The sequence below is a fragment of the Serratia sp. C2(1) genome (assembly GCF_036352655.1).
GTDB lineage: Bacteria > Pseudomonadota > Gammaproteobacteria > Enterobacterales > Enterobacteriaceae > Serratia > Serratia inhibens.
In genome coordinates this window covers 253,080-268,127 of the sequence record NZ_JAZFBA010000001.1, presented here as the reverse complement: position 1 = coordinate 268,127, position 15,048 = coordinate 253,080, and the positions used below count along the sequence as shown (strand labels likewise).

Annotated in this window: 17 protein-coding genes; 11 read left to right on the top strand and 6 right to left on the bottom strand. The window is 57.3% G+C overall.

What is annotated here, in order from left to right; translation table 11 throughout:
• The first annotated feature begins 254 nt into the window (after positions 1-254).
• A complete protein-coding gene (locus V2S86_RS01265; protein ID WP_330760892.1) occupies positions 255-2,543 on the top strand; it encodes an FdhF/YdeP family oxidoreductase in 2,289 nt (762 codons plus the stop codon).
• 63 nt (positions 2,544-2,606) lie between these two features.
• Here V2S86_RS01265 and V2S86_RS01260 read toward each other — a convergent pair whose 3' ends face one another.
• Complete coding sequence (locus V2S86_RS01260) at positions 2,607-3,224, bottom strand: LysE family translocator (RefSeq protein ID WP_330763133.1); 618 nt, start codon at positions 3,222-3,224, stop codon at positions 2,607-2,609.
• Between the two features lie 208 nt (positions 3,225-3,432).
• Between V2S86_RS01260 and V2S86_RS01255 the strand changes: the two genes are divergently transcribed.
• Both V2S86_RS01255 and V2S86_RS01250 read left to right on the top strand, forming a co-directional pair.
• Positions 3,433-3,888 (top strand): Lrp/AsnC family transcriptional regulator, encoded by a 456-nt coding sequence (locus V2S86_RS01255; protein ID WP_330760891.1) that lies wholly within the window; start codon positions 3,433-3,435, stop codon positions 3,886-3,888.
• 29 nt (positions 3,889-3,917) lie between these two features.
• A complete protein-coding gene (locus V2S86_RS01250) occupies positions 3,918-4,124 on the top strand; it encodes a DUF2767 family protein (RefSeq protein ID WP_006316883.1) in 207 nt (68 codons plus the stop codon).
• A gap of 800 nt (positions 4,125-4,924) precedes the next feature.
• Here V2S86_RS01250 and V2S86_RS01245 read toward each other — a convergent pair.
• Together V2S86_RS01245 and V2S86_RS01240 are read right to left on the bottom strand one after the other, a co-directional pair.
• The gene (locus V2S86_RS01245) at positions 4,925-6,133 is read right to left on the bottom strand and encodes an NAD(P)/FAD-dependent oxidoreductase (RefSeq protein WP_330760890.1); all 1,209 of its coding nucleotides are present in this window, start codon (positions 6,131-6,133) and stop codon (positions 4,925-4,927) included.
• 164 nt (positions 6,134-6,297) lie between these two features.
• On the bottom strand, positions 6,298-6,837 hold the full coding sequence (locus V2S86_RS01240) for an RrF2 family transcriptional regulator (protein ID WP_330760889.1): 540 nt from the start codon (positions 6,835-6,837) through the stop codon (positions 6,298-6,300).
• A gap of 164 nt (positions 6,838-7,001) precedes the next feature.
• On the opposite strand from V2S86_RS01240, the gene V2S86_RS01235 reads away from it, so the two are divergent.
• Genes V2S86_RS01235 through arsC form a run of 3 tightly spaced genes read left to right on the top strand, consistent with a single transcriptional unit; the run spans position 7,002 to position 9,062 of the window.
• Complete coding sequence (locus V2S86_RS01235) at positions 7,002-7,190, top strand: hypothetical protein (protein WP_062868236.1); 189 nt, start codon at positions 7,002-7,004, stop codon at positions 7,188-7,190.
• Between the two features lie 28 nt (positions 7,191-7,218).
• Positions 7,219-8,688: a beta-barrel assembly-enhancing protease gene (locus tag V2S86_RS01230; RefSeq protein WP_330760888.1), complete on the top strand. Its 1,470-nt coding sequence runs from the start codon at positions 7,219-7,221 to the stop codon at positions 8,686-8,688.
• A gap of 20 nt (positions 8,689-8,708) precedes the next feature.
• Entirely contained in the window at positions 8,709-9,062 is a 354-nt protein-coding gene (gene arsC, locus V2S86_RS01225) for an arsenate reductase (glutaredoxin) (RefSeq protein WP_330760887.1), read from the top strand.
• 47 nt (positions 9,063-9,109) lie between these two features.
• On the opposite strand, the gene hda is transcribed toward arsC, so the two are convergent.
• A complete protein-coding gene (gene hda, locus V2S86_RS01220) occupies positions 9,110-9,811 on the bottom strand; it encodes a DnaA inactivator Hda (protein WP_330763132.1) in 702 nt (233 codons plus the stop codon).
• Here hda and V2S86_RS01215 point away from each other — a divergent pair.
• The 3 genes from V2S86_RS01215 (at position 9,727) to V2S86_RS01205 (ending at position 10,843) form a co-directional block, all read left to right on the top strand.
• Positions 9,727-9,969 (top strand): hypothetical protein, encoded by a 243-nt coding sequence (locus V2S86_RS01215; protein ID WP_330760886.1) that lies wholly within the window; start codon positions 9,727-9,729, stop codon positions 9,967-9,969. The genes hda and V2S86_RS01215 overlap by 85 nt on opposite strands.
• 71 nt (positions 9,970-10,040) lie before the next feature.
• Positions 10,041-10,556 carry an E3 ubiquitin--protein ligase gene (locus tag V2S86_RS01210; RefSeq protein WP_330760885.1) on the top strand — a complete coding sequence of 172 codons (516 nt, stop codon included), beginning with the start codon at positions 10,041-10,043 and terminating at the stop codon, positions 10,554-10,556.
• A 38-nt stretch (positions 10,557-10,594) separates the two neighbouring features.
• Positions 10,595-10,843: a GlsB/YeaQ/YmgE family stress response membrane protein gene (locus V2S86_RS01205; protein WP_006316897.1), complete on the top strand. Its 249-nt coding sequence runs from the start codon at positions 10,595-10,597 to the stop codon at positions 10,841-10,843.
• A gap of 49 nt (positions 10,844-10,892) precedes the next feature.
• Here V2S86_RS01205 and uraA read toward each other — a convergent pair whose 3' ends face one another.
• Both uraA and upp read right to left on the bottom strand, forming a co-directional pair.
• A complete protein-coding gene (uraA, locus tag V2S86_RS01200; protein WP_330760884.1) occupies positions 10,893-12,182 on the bottom strand; it encodes a uracil permease in 1,290 nt (429 codons plus the stop codon).
• A 204-nt stretch (positions 12,183-12,386) separates the two neighbouring features.
• Entirely contained in the window at positions 12,387-13,013 is a 627-nt protein-coding gene (gene upp / locus V2S86_RS01195) for a uracil phosphoribosyltransferase (protein WP_006316899.1), read from the bottom strand.
• A gap of 255 nt (positions 13,014-13,268) precedes the next feature.
• Here upp and purM point away from each other — a divergent pair, with 255 nt between their 5' ends.
• Both purM and purN read left to right on the top strand, forming a co-directional pair.
• Positions 13,269-14,306, top strand: coding sequence for a phosphoribosylformylglycinamidine cyclo-ligase (gene purM / locus V2S86_RS01190; RefSeq protein WP_330760883.1), 1,038 nt, complete (start codon positions 13,269-13,271; stop codon positions 14,304-14,306).
• Entirely contained in the window at positions 14,306-14,944 is a 639-nt protein-coding gene (gene purN, locus V2S86_RS01185) for a phosphoribosylglycinamide formyltransferase (RefSeq protein WP_330760882.1), read from the top strand. Before purM ends, purN begins: the two co-directional genes overlap by 1 nt.
• Positions 14,945-15,048 lie beyond the last annotated feature (104 nt).

Sequence of the window (15,048 nt, the reverse complement as noted above, 5' to 3'; positions counted from 1 at the left end):
GTCCTGCGGCGGCGGAATATCGGGCGTGAAGTTGCCAGACGTCTTTTTCACGCCCGGTGAATCACCCGCAAAAGATTTATTGCAGCTTGAGCACCCGCTCTGTCTGGCCACCGGCGCAGACAGAGAAATGGCAGCGCGCATGCAGCCATTATCAGGCCGCAATAATAGTTATCGGTTATCCCGCCTCCCGAGGGGAACGCCGAATAGACCTGTCTCAACAAGATATCGTCCACTCAGGGGCGGTAGGAGTTCATATGATGAAGAAGAAACGCGCCGTTCCCGGAATTCGGCCCTATGATGGGCCTGCTGGTGGCTGGGGCGCCTTGAAAGCGACGGCTATCGCCGTGAAAACGCAAATGGAAACCTTCGAAGCGCCGGTCACGCTGATGCGGACCAACCAACCGGACGGCTTCGACTGCCCTGGGTGCGCCTGGCCCGACAAGGAGCACCACTCGACCTTCCAGTTCTGCGAAAACGGCGCCAAGGCGGTCACCTGGGAAGCCACCAGCAAGCGGGTAACGCCGGAGTTTCTGGCGGCCAACACCGTGACCTCCCTGCTGGAAAAAACGGATTTTGAACTGGAAGGCTACGGCCGTCTGACGCATCCGCTGGTTTACGACAGCGCCAGCGATACGCTGCGCCCGGTCGAATGGGATGATGCCTTCAAACGCATCGGCGAACTATTGCGCGGTATGCAGTCGCCGGATCAGGTTGAATTCTATACCTCCGGCCGCGCTTCCAATGAAGCCGCCTACCTGTTCCAACTGTTTGCCCGTGAATTCGGTACCAACAACTTCCCGGATTGCTCCAACATGTGTCACGAACCGACCAGCGTTGGCTTGCCGCAATCCATAGGTATCGGTAAGGGCACGGTGTCATTGGATGACTTCGACAACACCGAACTGGTGATTTCCATTGGCCACAACCCGGGCACCAATCACCCGCGCATGATGGGGACCCTGCACGAACTGGCACGACGTCAGATACCGATTATCGTCTTCAACCCGCTGCGTGAACGCGCGCTCGAGCGCTTTGCCGATCCGCAAAACGTTATCGAGATGGCGACCTACAGCTCCACCAATATCGCTTCAACCTATTATCAGGTTAAAGCCGGCGGCGACGCCGCCGCATTGAAAGGGATCGCCAAGGCGCTGTTGGAATATGACGCCGCTCAGGGCGCGGGCAGCAACGTTATCGATCGTGATTTCATTGCCGAACACACCCAGGGTTTCGAACAATTCGCCACGGATTTGGCCGCCACCCCGTGGAAAGACATTGAAGCGGAGAGCGGTCTGACTCAGGAAAATCTGGAGCAGGTTGCGCTGGCCTATGCGAAATCCAAAGCCACGATCATTACTTACGGCATGGGCATTACCCAGCACAACAAAGGAACGGCAAACGTACGTTTGATTGCCGATCTGCTGTTAATGCGCGGCAACATCGGCAAGCCCGGCGCCGGGATTTGCCCGCTGCGCGGCCATTCCAACGTTCAGGGCAACCGCACCGTCGGCATCACTGAAAAGCCTTCGCCAGAATTCCTGGCCAATCTGGAAAACGTGTTCGGCTTTGTCGCCCCGAAAGAACACGGGCATGATGCGGTAAGAGGCATGCAATCCATGGTGGAAGGCACCTCCAAAGCGCTGATTTGCCTTGGCGGCAACTTCGCCGTGGCCTTGCCGGACCCGGATCTGTGCTTCCCGGCGATGAAATCGCTGGACTTAAGCGTCCATCTCGGCACCAAACTCAACCGCTCACACCTGCTGGTCGCCAAGGAAACCTACATCCTGCCTTGCCTCGGGCGTACCGAACTGGATATGCAGGACAGCGGTCGCCAGTCGATCACGGTGGAGGATTCCATGTCGATGGTGCACGCCTCTTCCGGCAAACTGAAACCGGCATCGCCGTTCCTGCTTTCAGAACCGGCGATCGTCGCCGGTATGGCCAAGGCGACCCTGCCGAACACTAAGGTCCCCTGGATGGAACTGGTGGCCGATTACAGCATCATTCGCGATTTGATTGAAAAAACCATTCCCGGTTTCGATAAATACAATGAGCGTATCGCACAGCCCGGTGGGTTCCGTATGCCACTGCCGCCAACCGAGCGCATATGGCCGACGCCAACCGGCAAAGCCATGTTCTCGGTGTTCAGCGGCGTAGAAGAAGATGCCGAAGTTCAGGGCGACGACGTGCTGCGGCTAATCACCCTGCGCAGCCATGACCAGTACAACACCACTATTTACGCAATGGATGACCGTTATAGAGGCGTATTTGGCCGTCGCGATGTGCTGTTCATGCACGACATCGATCTTGAGAAGCGTGGCCTGGAACATGGCGACCTGGTGGATATCGAAACCGTGGTGGCCGGGCGCAAACTGCGGCTGGAAAATATCACGGTGATCTCCTACAACATCGCTCCAGGCTCCGTCGGGGCCTATTATCCTGAAGCGAACGTGCTGGTTCCGCTGGATTATATCGACAAGGAAAGCGGCACCCCGTCTTATAAATCGGTGCCGGTTCGCGTCACTCACGCCACGGCCAGCTAACGGCTTAATAGATCCGCCGTTAACGAGTCTGCATCGAAGGGGGGAAGTCACATTCCCCCCTTTTTATTTGAAGGCCTGCCCGGCGAGCAAACCGATGGCAATAAACAACATGGCCGCGCCGGAAATGCGGCTGACGACACGGGCGGCTTGCGGACGCGTCTGCAACAGGGACTGCGATCCCCATCCCACCAGCAGGTAAACCAGCCCGCAACTCACCAGATGCAACAGGCCCAACGCGAGGATCTGCATCGGGATCGACCAGGCGGCATTGGCATCGGTGAACTGCGGCAACAGCGCCAAAAACAACAGAAACACCTTGGGATTCAGGCCGCTGATGCAAATCCCTTTACCGGCCCAACGTAGCCAGGAGCCGGACGGCTGCCCTTCACCCGCGTTGGGCGCGGAGGGATAAAGCAGCATGTTAAAACCGATCCACAACAGATAAGCCGCGCCAATCAGGGTCAACGCCGTGAGGGCCAGCGGATTGCCCGCCACCAGCGCGCCCACGCCGGCCGCCACGATCGCTATCGCCATCAGATGCCCCAACAGCAAGCCCGCTACCGCAGGCACCACCACCCGCCCGCGTATGCCTGCCGATATGATGTACGCCCAGTCCAGCCCCGGCGTAATGACAAACAGCATGGATACCGCCCAGAAGGCGGCGAAAATAGCCGGCGTCATGCGCGCAACGCCTTTTGCGGCCACCGCAGCGCGGTGCATTGGCTTATCCGTTTCATCACTTCACTTTCCTCCGCAGGACACGGCTTTCAGGCTCCAAAAGCCAGGAATGTCCAAAATTGTTCAATTATTGAAAAGAATATCCCCAAGTTGTTAGAATGTGGTTTCAATTATTTGCGTATAAATTGCAGATTGAGGGAAATTCTTCCAAATGGATAAGATCGACCGCAAAATCCTTGCTGAACTCCAGTTCGATGGGCGTCTTTCCGTTACCGAATTGGCTGATCGGATCGGGCTCAGCGTTTCCCCCTGCCATCGCCGGGTACGCGCTCTGGAGCAATCCGGGGTGATCAGGGGCTATCGCGCGCATCTCGATCCCGGCTGCCTTGGCTTTAACTTTTCTGCGTTGGTGTTTGTCACTATGCGGGAAGGGGATCGCCAGGCCGTTGAAGCCTTCGAGAATGCCATGCTGGAGATTCCCCAGGTTATCCAGGCGCAGCGGCTGTTCGGCGACCCCGACTATCTGCTGCACGTCATCGCCCGCGATCTGCCGGCATTTCAGCGGCTTTACGACGAACGGCTTTCCGCCCTGCCCGGCGTACAGCGCCTTACCTCCACACTGGTCATGAAAAGCGTGGTGCAAGATCGGCCCTTTCTGCCGTTGTAGGTCCAAATCAACCCCAAGAGGAAACAGTCATGAGCAGCGGTTTCGAGGATTCAAAAGCCTTATACATCGGCATCTGCACGGTGGTAGGCGATGCGTTCCTGGCCTTGGCCAATGAGGAGCGCGAAACGCAAAAAGCGGACGTAATTAATGAGCTAAAAACGGCGATTACCCGTGAAGGGCGGGATGTCGGCCTGGATGAAGCGCGCGAATTGGCGATCGAGTGGCTGGAGCGATAACAGTGCCGAGGATAAAAACCGGGATTTGGCCGCGTAATGCTTGTCAGTTAGCATTTTTCTGAAGGTGTGGTGAAGTTTTCGGTCGATAAAGGTGAAATGCGCCATGAAACACACTCGTCTCGACCGAGCAATGGGCCGTAGGCGCGGCCCCTTGCAACCCTCGCCTTTGCCCTGTCAGACGGTTGGCTGCGCCAACGCCCCTCCCTCCGTCACAGCGCATCACGGCCGGCTACGACAGGCGTCCCTACCTGTCTCGCCTGAAACCGCCGTCCGTGGCGGTTTCGCCTATGCGCCGCTCCTGCGTTCGGCGTCTTCAAGGGCGCCCAACACCTTGCTCATCTCATCATTTTCACTGTCTTTCATAATGCAATATCCAACGTTGCCCGGTGGCAGCCGATTCGGGTGTTGACCCTTGCGCGCATCACCGGCTGCCGAGCAAGACGGCGTTGTCAGGGGCAACCGGCCAGGGAAGGCCGGTTGAGGCGAGACAAACAGGGAGGTTTGTCGTAGCCGACCCGCCCGGCAACGCAGGTGCAGCGAGGGTATCCGCGCAGCGGACAGACGGTGTTAAGCGAAGGCGCGGGTGGAGGGGCCGCGCCTTCGGCCCCTCCCATTGCCGTTCATGGCGGTAGCAGAGAAATGCGGGATATTTACGGCAATTCCTCCTGCACGGAGCGCACAGGGATTGGATAAAAAATGCCAGTCAGGTTTAACTGACAAGCATTAGGATTTGGCCGCGTGCTTTTTTACCCTCGGGAAACCGGCAATAAAACGGGAGCGTCTCCGCTCCCATATGCTGCTCAGGGCACAATCACAAAGTCCGGATTGGCAACGGCGAAAAGCGCGTCGCGGTCCGGTGCCGGTGGATAGATCCACTGCGTATTGATCTCCTGCTTAATCTTTTTGCCCTCCTGCCGGGTAAAGCGCACCTGACGATCCCACCCTTCGGTGTAGAGCGCCCCCCAAGGGCCGAGATCAAGACAAGTGACATATTTCGGCTGACTGTAAGGGTGCATCGGCAGCCCCGTCAGTTCTGCCGCCGCATTATGGCCGGCAACGCGGCCGAGGCTCATGGCATGCTGGCAGGACATCACGTTATAGTTGCCGCAATCGTCGGTCGCTGCCTTCACCGTATCCCCGGTAACAAAGACGCCCGCCGCCGCCGGTGCACGCAGGAACGCATCGCCGATCACCCTCCCGCTGCCATCGCGTTCGCCGGGGATCTGCTCAGTGAGCGGATGTGCACGCATGCCCGCTGCCAGTATCACCGTGTTGGCCGCGATGCGTTCGCCATCCGACAACGTCACGCCCTCGGCATCCATCGCAGTGACGCGCACTCCGGCCCGCGTCTCAACGCCGCATTCGGCCAGCGCCTGCCGGATCACCGCGGCAGGCTCGGCGCCCATTCCGGCACCGACCTCAGGCGCGGTATCGACAATCACCACGCGAATATCCGCTTGGCTGCCCAAAATGGCGCGCAGCCGCATTGGCATCTCGGCGGCACTTTCCAACCCAGTCAGCCCGCCGCCCACCACCACCACGCTATTGCGCGCCGAGGTTTCCGCTTTTTCGGTCAGCGCTTTTAAATGGCTATCCAGGCGCTGCGCGTTTTCCAGCGTATCCACATTGAAACCGTATTCTGCAAAACCCGGCACCGCAGGAACAAACAGCCGGCTGCCGGTCGCCAGTACCAAGCGGTCATAAACCAGGGCGATTCTTTGCCCGTCGGCCTGTCGAACCGTCAACGATTGACTCGCGGTATCAACCTGCTCAACCAGACCCGCCAGATGATGCACGCCGACGGCGGCAAGCTGGGAGGAAATGTCCGGGTTCATGTTTTCCAGCACCGCCTCATAGAGACGTGGCCGTATGGTGACATTTGGCGTCGGCGATACCATCGTCACCTCAATCGCCTCGGTTTTACCGGCAAGCGCGATGGCACGCATGGCGGAAACGGCAGCCCAAAACCCGGCAAAACCCGAACCGGCGATCACTATTTTCTGCGTCATAGGTTTACTCCTTCAAAGATAGATAACCGGGCCTTCAGATTGCCCGTGACGTTTTCCGGACGAACGGCGCCGCTCCGCCGCCCGTCGACAGGGCGCAGAAGGGCCCCCGCCTCTTCCGGAGAGGCGGGAAAAAAGAGTCTTTTCAGGGAAGTACTGCGGCGACGTTAGGGCTTGGTACGCGCCGGTTTGCCGCTGCGGGTGGTGCGCCCGGTCATGCGTTCATCGATCCAGATATTCACCTCGCTGAAGAAGCCTTGCGGTGCCTTACGGCCAAAACGCGTGGCGACGGCGCCCAGAGTTTGCGCCGCCAGAGCGTCGCGCATGGCTTTTTCCGCCTGCAGCATCACCGCATGGATCGCGCACTTGCCGGAAATCGCCCAGTCGGGCGGCGAATTGTCGAATACGGCGCAGCGGCCACGCACTTCCTGGCAGTCGAACAAAGGTTTGTGCCCTTCAATGGCGTCGATAATTTCCAGGAAACTGATTTCATCCGCCGGGCGCGCCAACCGGTAGCCGCCGCGCACCCCTTCGCTGGCCGCAACTATCCCCGCCTTTTCGAGTTTGGGAAATATTTTGGCGAGGAAGCTGGGGGAAACGCCCTGCAATTCCGCCAGTTCACGGCTGCTGAGGGCGCGCTGGTTATCGCCGACCAGCCAGAGCAAACAGTGGATACCATATTCAACGCTGGTTGTGATGTACGCCATTTTTGAGTCTTCAGTATGATGTGGCCTTCAATAACACAGACTATATTAGTCTCCGTTTATCTTGTCAATAAAACACGGACAAACTCAATCCCTGTTTATTCGTGCAACCTGAATCAATCGACAAGGGAAAGGCGCGCAGAGCGGCATAAAAGCGGGGTTCAGAAATGAAAAATAAAACTTTTTTGCCTGGTTATTCCCTGACGGAAGTTTCATTGTCGCCTGCGGCTGACTATGATGTGATCTGTTTAAACGGCGCTGCAGCGTGCCGTTTTGTGAGCCACCGCACTTTCGCGCTGATTGTTTTGGCGAGCCCGGCACGGAAGAAGAACTCTTATGTGATGCTGACGTCTTAGAGATGACTATTTAAGGGAAGGCCTGACTATGACCACCCGGTTGACCAAAACAGCGATTGCAGTACTGTTGCTCGGCGCGATCAACGCCACGGCGATGGCGCCGGCGAAGGCGGAAACCCAGGATCAACTGCCGGACATGGGCACCTCTGCGGGCGGCACCCTGAGCATCGGCCAGGAGCTGGCGATGGGGGATTTCTATGTGCGCCAGTTACGCGCCAGCGCGCCCCTGATCAACGATCCGCTGCTAACCCAATACATCAACCAGTTGGGTAACCGGCTGGTGGCGAGCGCCTATTCGGTGCGTACGCCATTCCATTTCTATCTGGTGCGCAACGACGAAATCAACGCCTTCGCTTTCTTTGGCGGCAACGTGGTGCTGCACTCCGCCCTGTTCCGTGAAACCGAAAACGAAAGCCAACTGGCCTCTGTGCTGGCGCATGAAATCTCGCACGTTACCCAACGCCATCTGGCGCGGGCAATGGAAGACCAGCAGCGCAATGCCCCGCTGACCTGGGTCGGCGCCCTCGGCTCAATCCTGCTGGCGATGGCCAACCCGACCATGGGCATGGCGGCACTGAGCGGCACGCTGGCCGGCACCCAACAGGGCATGATCAGCTTTACCCAATCGAATGAACAGGAAGCCGACCGCATCGGCATTCAAGTGCTGCAACGCGCCGGGTTCGATCCGGAAGCGATGCCCAATTTCTTGCAGAAACTGTCCGACCAATCGCGCTATGCCTCCAAGCCGCCGGAAATGCTGCTGACACACCCCTTGCCCGACAGCCGCCTGTCCGATGCGCGCAACCGCGCCAACCAAATGCCGAAGCACCTGGTGCAGTCCACACAGGATTACCTGATGGCCAAGGTGCGTTCGCTGGGCATGTACAGTTCGGAAGGTTACGGTCTGAATGAAGAACTGCTCGATACTTACAGCAAAGGCAACGTGCGCGAGCAGATGGCCGCCAAATACGGCCGCGCCATCCTGTTCTATGAGGCGAAAAAATACGACGACGCCCGCAACCTCATTCAGCCGCTGTTGACGCAAGATCCGAAAAACGTCTGGCTGCTCGATCTGATGACCGACATCGATCTCGGTCAGAAACGCGCGCCGCAGGCCATCGCCCGTCTGCAGGCCGCCAACGCCGCGCAGAGCAACAACCCGGTGCTGCAGCTCAACCTGGCCAACGCCTATGTGGAAGGCAACCAGCCGGCGCAGGCGTCAAAAATACTTAACCGCTACACCTTCGCCCATCCGGACGATCCCAATGCCTGGGATCTGCTGGCCCAGGCCAGCGCCGCACAGGGGCTGCGCGATGAAGAGCTTTCCGCCCGCGCCGAGAGCCTGGCGCTCACCGGCCGCCTCGATCAGGCGATCGGCCTGCTCAGCAACGCCAGTTCGCTGCAAAAACTCGGTAGCCTGAAACAGGCGCGCTATGATGCGCGCATCGACCAGCTTCGCCAGTTGCAAGAGCGTTTCCGCCAGTACCAGCGCAGCTGATTTTCATAAGGATGAATTAAATGAAAAACGTCACTATTTACCACAACCCACGCTGTTCCAAGAGCCGCGAAACCCTGGCGCTGCTGGAGCAGCACGGCGTAACGCCTGAAGTGGTGCTGTATCTGGAAACGCCGCCGTCGGCGGAAGAGCTGAAGAAACTGCTGAAGGAGCTGGGTTTCAGCTCCGCACGCGAGTTGATGCGTAAAAAAGAGGATCTGTACAAAGAACTGAAACTGGCGGATGAAACGCTGAGCGAATCGCAGCTGCTGGCGGCAATGGTGGCCAATCCGAAGTTGATCGAACGCCCTATCGTGGTCAAAGGCAGCAAAGCGCGTATCGGCCGGCCGCCGGAGCAGGTGCTGGAGATTTTGTAGTTTCATACTTGGGTGCGAGAGTTATCTATCGTGCCCAATATTATTTTCTACAGCCCCAGAATTTCTTTGACGAACGGGATGGTCAGCTTGCGCTGAGCGGTGATCGAGGCGCGATCGAGCTGATCCAGCGTCATAAACAACGTGCGCATCTCGCGATCCAACCGTTTCAGCAGGAAACGGCCTACGTCTTCCGGCAGTTCAAAGCCACGCAGTTTTCCGCGCAGTTGCAAAGCCTGCAGTTTCTCTTCATCCGACAGCGGTTGCAGCTTGTAGATTTGCCCCCAGTCAAGGCGCGAAGCCAGGTCCGGCAGACGGAGGTTCAATTGACGCGGCGGACGATCACCGGTAATAAACAGGCGCGTACGACCGGTTTCCAGAATGCGGTTATAGAGATTAAAGATCGCCATTTCCCACTCTTCGTCGCCCGCGATGCATTCGATATTGTCGATACACACCAGAGCCAACTGCTCCATGCCATCCAGCACTTCAGGCACGAAATAAGCACGCTTATCCAGCGGGACATAACCCACAGCCTCTCCGCGCTGCGAAAGCTCTGCGCAGGCCGCATGCAACAGGTGACTGCGCCCACCGCCCTCGCGAGACCAGAAATAGATATAATTGCCATGTTCCTGACGAACGGCAGACTGGATCGCGGCTAATAGGGATGGGTTCTCGCCCGGATAAAAACTGGCAAAAGTTTCATCATCGGGAAGATAAAGTGGCAGTGAAAGCTGTGCCGGCGTATTCAGGGAAGCACCTCAACCAAAACTGGCAGGAAAACGCGGTAAGTCTACCACAAAAAGCGGGCTCTGTTGAACCGGCAGGATTTTATGCCGCAATAGTGAGCAACCGCCCCCCATGCCCGCAAAGTAACTTACTGCCATCGCTGGTGAAATTTGTATTTTAGCCAAGATTTATCCTAGTATAGAGAGGCGAAATGCAGTCACCATCAACTAGGTTTCTACAAGGACATAGACAATGAAAGTATGGAATAAAGTGCTTTTGGCCTCAATCATTGGGCTGTTGGTTGCCGGTTGTGATGATTCATCCAAAGTCGACGCCAATCTTGAAAAAGCCAAAGACAGCGCAGAGCAGATGAAAGACGCCGCACAGAAAAAAGCGGACGATCTGACCGATAAAGCGGAAGCCGCCGCCAAGGACATCAAAAAAGAGGCATCCACTCAGGCTGACCAGCTTAAAGACAAGGCTTCAGCCATTAAAGACGACGCCTCCAGGCAGGCGGAAGCGATCACCAATGATGCCAAGGCCAAGGCCGATGCCATCAAGGATGACGCCACCCAACAAAGCCAACAGCTGGTCGAGCAGGCTAAATCCATTAAAAACGATGCTATCAGTGGCGCCAAGGATCTGACCGAACAGGCCAAGACGAAAACCGAAGCGATTAAAAACAGCGCTGAGAATAAAGCGGAAGAATTAAAAAATGACGCCAACGCTGTGGTGACAGAAAATACTCCGCCAGCCAAGCAGCAGTAATGAAAATCGAGTCTCAAAAGCAAAGTAAGGAGCAGTAAATGGGTATTATTTCCTGGATTATCTTCGGTCTCATCGCCGGTATTTTAGCCAAGTGGATCATGCCAGGCAAAGACGGTGGCGGTTTTATTCTGACCATCGTGTTGGGTATTGTCGGCGCCGTGGTCGGTGGCTACATCAGCACCTTCTTTGGGTATGGCAGAGTTGACGGTTTCAACTTCGGCAGCTTCGTGGTGGCGGTGATCGGCGCTATCGTAGTGCTGTTCGTTTACCGCAAAATCCGCAGTTAACGGATTACTCATTAACGAAACGGGCAGCCCTTTGGCTGCCCGTTTTTATTTACTTCCGTTGTGCCGATTCATCCGGCGCTTCGATCACCTCTTCTTCCTTGCGATACAGGCTGATGACCTTGAACAGCAGGCTGAGGCCGATACCGACGATAGTCGCCAGCGCCATGCCCTTCAGCTCCGCCGCCCCGATATGCACCTTGGCGCCGCTGACGCCGATAATCAGGATCACCGAAGTCAGGATCAGGTTCTGCGCCTTGTTGTAATCCACTTTGGATTCAATCAGCACGCGAATGCCGGAAGCGCCTATCACCCCGTACAGCAACAGTGAAACGCCCCCCATCACCGGCACGGGCACTGCCTGGATAGCCGCCGCCAGCTTGCCGACGCAGGAAAGCAGAATAGCCAGAATGGCCGCGCCGCCGATCACCCAGGTGCTGTAAACCTTGGTGATGGCCATTACGCCGATATTCTCGCCGTAGGTGGTGTTCGGCGTTGAACCGAAGAAGCCGGAAATCACCGTCGAGATGCCGTTGGCAAACATTGAGCGATGCAGGCCCGGATCGCGGATCAGGTCTTTCTTCACGATATTGGCGGTCACGACCAGGTGCCCAACGTGCTCGGCAATTACCACCAGCGCCGCCGGCAAGATGGTAAAGATGGCGAACCATTCAAAACGCGGGGTATAGAAAGTCGGCAGCGCAAACCAGTGCGCCTCGCGGATCGGGGTCAGATCCACGACGCCCATAAAGAACGACAGCGCATACCCCACCAGCACGCCAATCAGGATCGGGATAATCGCCAGAAAACCGCGGAACAGCACCGAGCCCAGGATGGTCACGCCCAACGTCACCAGCGAAATGGTTACGGTAGTGGCATCCGCATTGGTGCCGTCGGCCGGCAGCAGCCCCGCCATATTGGCCGCCACACCCGCCAGCTCCAGACCGATAACCGCAACAATGGCCCCCATCGCCGCCGGCGGGAACATCACATCCAGCCAGCCGGTGCCGGCTTTTTTGACGATCAGCGCCACCAGGCAAAACAGCACGCCGCACATGATGAAACCGCCCAGCGCCACCTCATAACCCAGCGGCAACAGCAGCAGCACCGGTGAGATAAAGGCAAAGCTGGAACCGAGATAGGCCGGGATCTTGCCCTTGCAGATAAACAGATACAGCAGCGTGCCGACGCCGTTGAACAGCAGCACCGTCGCCGGGTTGATCTTGAACAGGATAGGCACCAACACGGTAGCGCCAAACATGGCGAAAAGATGCTGGAAGCTGAGCGGAATGGTCTGCAGTAACGGCGGGCGTTCGCTTACGCCTATCACGCGACGGGTCATGGATGTTTTTCCTCTGGGCTATTATCAGTTGTGTTGGTTTGACTATGAATGCTCTATGGATTTCAAGTTACAGCCAGGCGGCAAGGGCGTTAATCCCCAGGAGCTTATTTATAATAAGTGACTGGGGTTAGCGCCCGCAGACAACAACGCTGTAGCTTGAAAGACGACGAGCATTAAAAAGCCGACTCATCAGTCGGCTTATTTTTATTTGGTACCAAATATCTTGTCGCCGGCATCACCCAGGCCCGGCACGATGTACCCTTTCTCGTTCAGGCACTGGTCGATGGAGGCCGTGTACAGCTCGACATCCGGATGCGCTTTCTCCAGCGCGGCGATCCCTTCCGGCGCCGCAACCAGCACCAGCACCTTGATGCTGTTGCAGCCGGCTTTCTTCAGCAGATCGATAGTGGCGATCATCGAACCGCCGGTAGCCAACATCGGGTCAACAACCAGCGCCAAACGCTCTTCGATATTGGAAACCAGTTTTTGGAAATACGGCACCGGCTCCAGGGTTTCTTCGTCACGGTAAACGCCAACCACGCTGATACGCGCGCTAGGGACGTGCTCCAACACCCCTTCCATCATGCCCAGACCTGCACGCAGGATCGGTACAACGGTAATTTTTTTCCCTTTAATCTGGTCTATTTCAACCGGCCCACACCAACCTTCGATGGTGACTTTTTCCGTCTCCAGATCGGCGGTCGCTTCATAGGTCAGCAAACTACCCACTTCTGAGGCCAGCTCACGGAAGCGTTTGGTGCTGATGTCGTTTTCACGCATCAGACCAAGCTTGTGTTTCACCAGCGGGTGTTTCACCTCAACGATCTTCATCATTTTTCTCCTATTAAGGTGGTTGAAGGCCAAAAAAATCGCGGGATTATAACTCCTTTTACCGACCGCGCCACCCACAATAGCCCGATCGGGATCAACAAAAGTTTGAATAGCAGTATAGATGACGAAAAAGCGGAGCTGGTTCACAAGCCACTCGCAAACGTTTGCCTGCGCTGTTAGAATTGCCGCGCCTTATTCCGGTATCAACGCCGGATGCACAGTATTCAAACCGCAAACCGTCGTGGGGATCGCGCAGTGACCGACAAAACCTCTCTCAGCTATAAAGACGCAGGTGTCGATATCGATGCTGGCAATGCATTGGTAGACCGCATCAAAGGTGTAGTTAAACAGACCCGCCGCCCGGAAGTGATGGGTGGTCTGGGCGGTTTTGGCGCCCTGTGTGCGTTGCCGCAGAAATACCGCGAGCCGATCCTGGTTTCCGGTACCGACGGCGTAGGCACCAAGCTGCGTCTGGCGATGGACCTGAAACGCCACGACACCATCGGCATCGATCTGGTTGCAATGTGTGTGAACGACCTGGTGGTACAGGGCGCTGAGCCGCTGTTCTTCCTGGATTACTTTGCCACCGGCAAACTGGACGTAGACACTGCGGCCAGCGTCATCACCGGTATCGCCGAAGGCTGCAAGCAGTCCGGCTGCGCGTTGGTGGGCGGTGAAACCGCCGAAATGCCGGGTATGTACCACGGTGAAGATTACGACGTGGCCGGCTTTTGCGTCGGCGTGGTCGAGAAATCCGAAATCATCGACGGCAGCAAAGTGCAGTCCGGTGACGCGCTGATCGCGCTGGGCGCTTCCGGCCCGCACTCCAACGGCTACTCGCTGGTGCGCAAAATCCTGGAAGTCAGCAACACCGATCCAACCACCACCGATCTGGAAGGCAAACCGCTGGCTGACCATCTGCTGGCGCCGACCAAGATTTACGTGAAATCGGTACTGGAACTGATCGAGAAAATCGACGTGCACGCTATCGCTCACCTGACCGGCGGCGGCTTCTGGGAAAATATCCCTCGTGTGCTGCCGGAAGGCATGCAGGCGGTGATCGACGAATCAAGCTGGCAGTGGCCGGCGGTATTCAGCTGGCTGCAGCAGGCCGGTAACGTCAGCCGCCACGAAATGTACCGCACCTTTAACTGTGGCGTGGGCATGGTGATCGCACTGCCGGAAGAATCCGTTGAACAAGCCATCGCATTGTTGACCGCAGCCGGTGAAAAAGCGTGGAAGATCGGTAAACTGACCGCTTCTTCCGACGAACAACAAGTGGTCATCAACTGATGAAAAAGATCGTGGTGTTGGTCTCCGGCCAGGGGAGCAATCTCCAGGCACTGATTGACGCCTGCCAGCAGGGCCGGATTGCCGCCGAGATTGTGGCGGTGTTCAGCAACAAGGCGCAGGCTTACGGCCTGCAACGCGCAGAAGCGGCAGGCATTGCCGCCCATGCGCTGGATGCCAAGGCCTTTGCCGACCGCGCGGCGTTTGACGCTGCGCTGGCGGATGCCATCGACCGGTACCAGCCGGATCTGGTGGTGCTGGCCGGCTATATGCGCATTCTCAGCCCGCAGTTCGTGCAGCGCTACTCAGGCCGCATGCTGAATATCCACCCTTCCCTGCTGCCGAAATACCCCGGGCTGCATACTCACCGCCAGGCCATCGACAACGGTGACAGCGAACACGGCACTTCGGTGCACTTCGTGACCGAACAGCTCGACGGCGGCCCGGTGATCCTGCAAGCCAAGGTGCCGATTTTCCCCGGCGACGAGGAAGACGAGGTGGTTGAACGGGTGCAAACTCAGGAACACACCATTTACCCGCTGGTGGTGAACTGGTTTGCCGAAGGCCGGCTGGCGATGCGCGATAACGCCGCCTGGCTGGACGGCGAACGCCTGCCGGAACAGGGGCACGCAGCAGACTGATCGCTGTACTCTGAACCCCCTCTAAACGGCGCCTTTCACGGCGTCGTTTTTTTTCGCCGCAATCAAGCCCCTGACGTTATACTTTGCACAATTTCACGACATAG

What these genes read in the sequence shown, in the direction of transcription:
- V2S86_RS01265 (WP_330760892.1), top strand. Translation starts at nt 255, where the DNA reads ATGATGAAGAAGAAACGCGCCGTTCCCGGAATTCGGCCCTATGATGGG.
- V2S86_RS01260 (WP_330763133.1), bottom strand. Translation starts at nt 3,224, where the DNA reads ATGACGCCGGCTATTTTCGCCGCCTTCTGGGCGGTATCCATGCTGTTT.
- V2S86_RS01255 (WP_330760891.1), top strand. Translation starts at nt 3,433, where the DNA reads ATGGATAAGATCGACCGCAAAATCCTTGCTGAACTCCAGTTCGATGGG.
- V2S86_RS01250 (WP_006316883.1), top strand. Translation starts at nt 3,918, where the DNA reads ATGAGCAGCGGTTTCGAGGATTCAAAAGCCTTATACATCGGCATCTGC.
- V2S86_RS01245 (WP_330760890.1), bottom strand. Translation starts at nt 6,133, where the DNA reads ATGACGCAGAAAATAGTGATCGCCGGTTCGGGTTTTGCCGGGTTTTGG.
- V2S86_RS01240 (WP_330760889.1), bottom strand. Translation starts at nt 6,837, where the DNA reads ATGGCGTACATCACAACCAGCGTTGAATATGGTATCCACTGTTTGCTC.
- V2S86_RS01235 (WP_062868236.1), top strand. Translation starts at nt 7,002, where the DNA reads ATGAAAAATAAAACTTTTTTGCCTGGTTATTCCCTGACGGAAGTTTCA.
- V2S86_RS01230 (WP_330760888.1), top strand. Translation starts at nt 7,219, where the DNA reads ATGACCACCCGGTTGACCAAAACAGCGATTGCAGTACTGTTGCTCGGC.
- arsC (WP_330760887.1), top strand. Translation starts at nt 8,709, where the DNA reads ATGAAAAACGTCACTATTTACCACAACCCACGCTGTTCCAAGAGCCGC.
- V2S86_RS01215 (WP_330760886.1), top strand. Translation starts at nt 9,727, where the DNA reads ATGGGTTCTCGCCCGGATAAAAACTGGCAAAAGTTTCATCATCGGGAA.
- V2S86_RS01210 (WP_330760885.1), top strand. Translation starts at nt 10,041, where the DNA reads ATGAAAGTATGGAATAAAGTGCTTTTGGCCTCAATCATTGGGCTGTTG.
- V2S86_RS01205 (WP_006316897.1), top strand. Translation starts at nt 10,595, where the DNA reads ATGGGTATTATTTCCTGGATTATCTTCGGTCTCATCGCCGGTATTTTA.
- uraA (WP_330760884.1), bottom strand. Translation starts at nt 12,182, where the DNA reads ATGACCCGTCGCGTGATAGGCGTAAGCGAACGCCCGCCGTTACTGCAG.
- upp (WP_006316899.1), bottom strand. Translation starts at nt 13,013, where the DNA reads ATGAAGATCGTTGAGGTGAAACACCCGCTGGTGAAACACAAGCTTGGT.
- purN (WP_330760882.1), top strand. Translation starts at nt 14,306, where the DNA reads ATGAAAAAGATCGTGGTGTTGGTCTCCGGCCAGGGGAGCAATCTCCAG.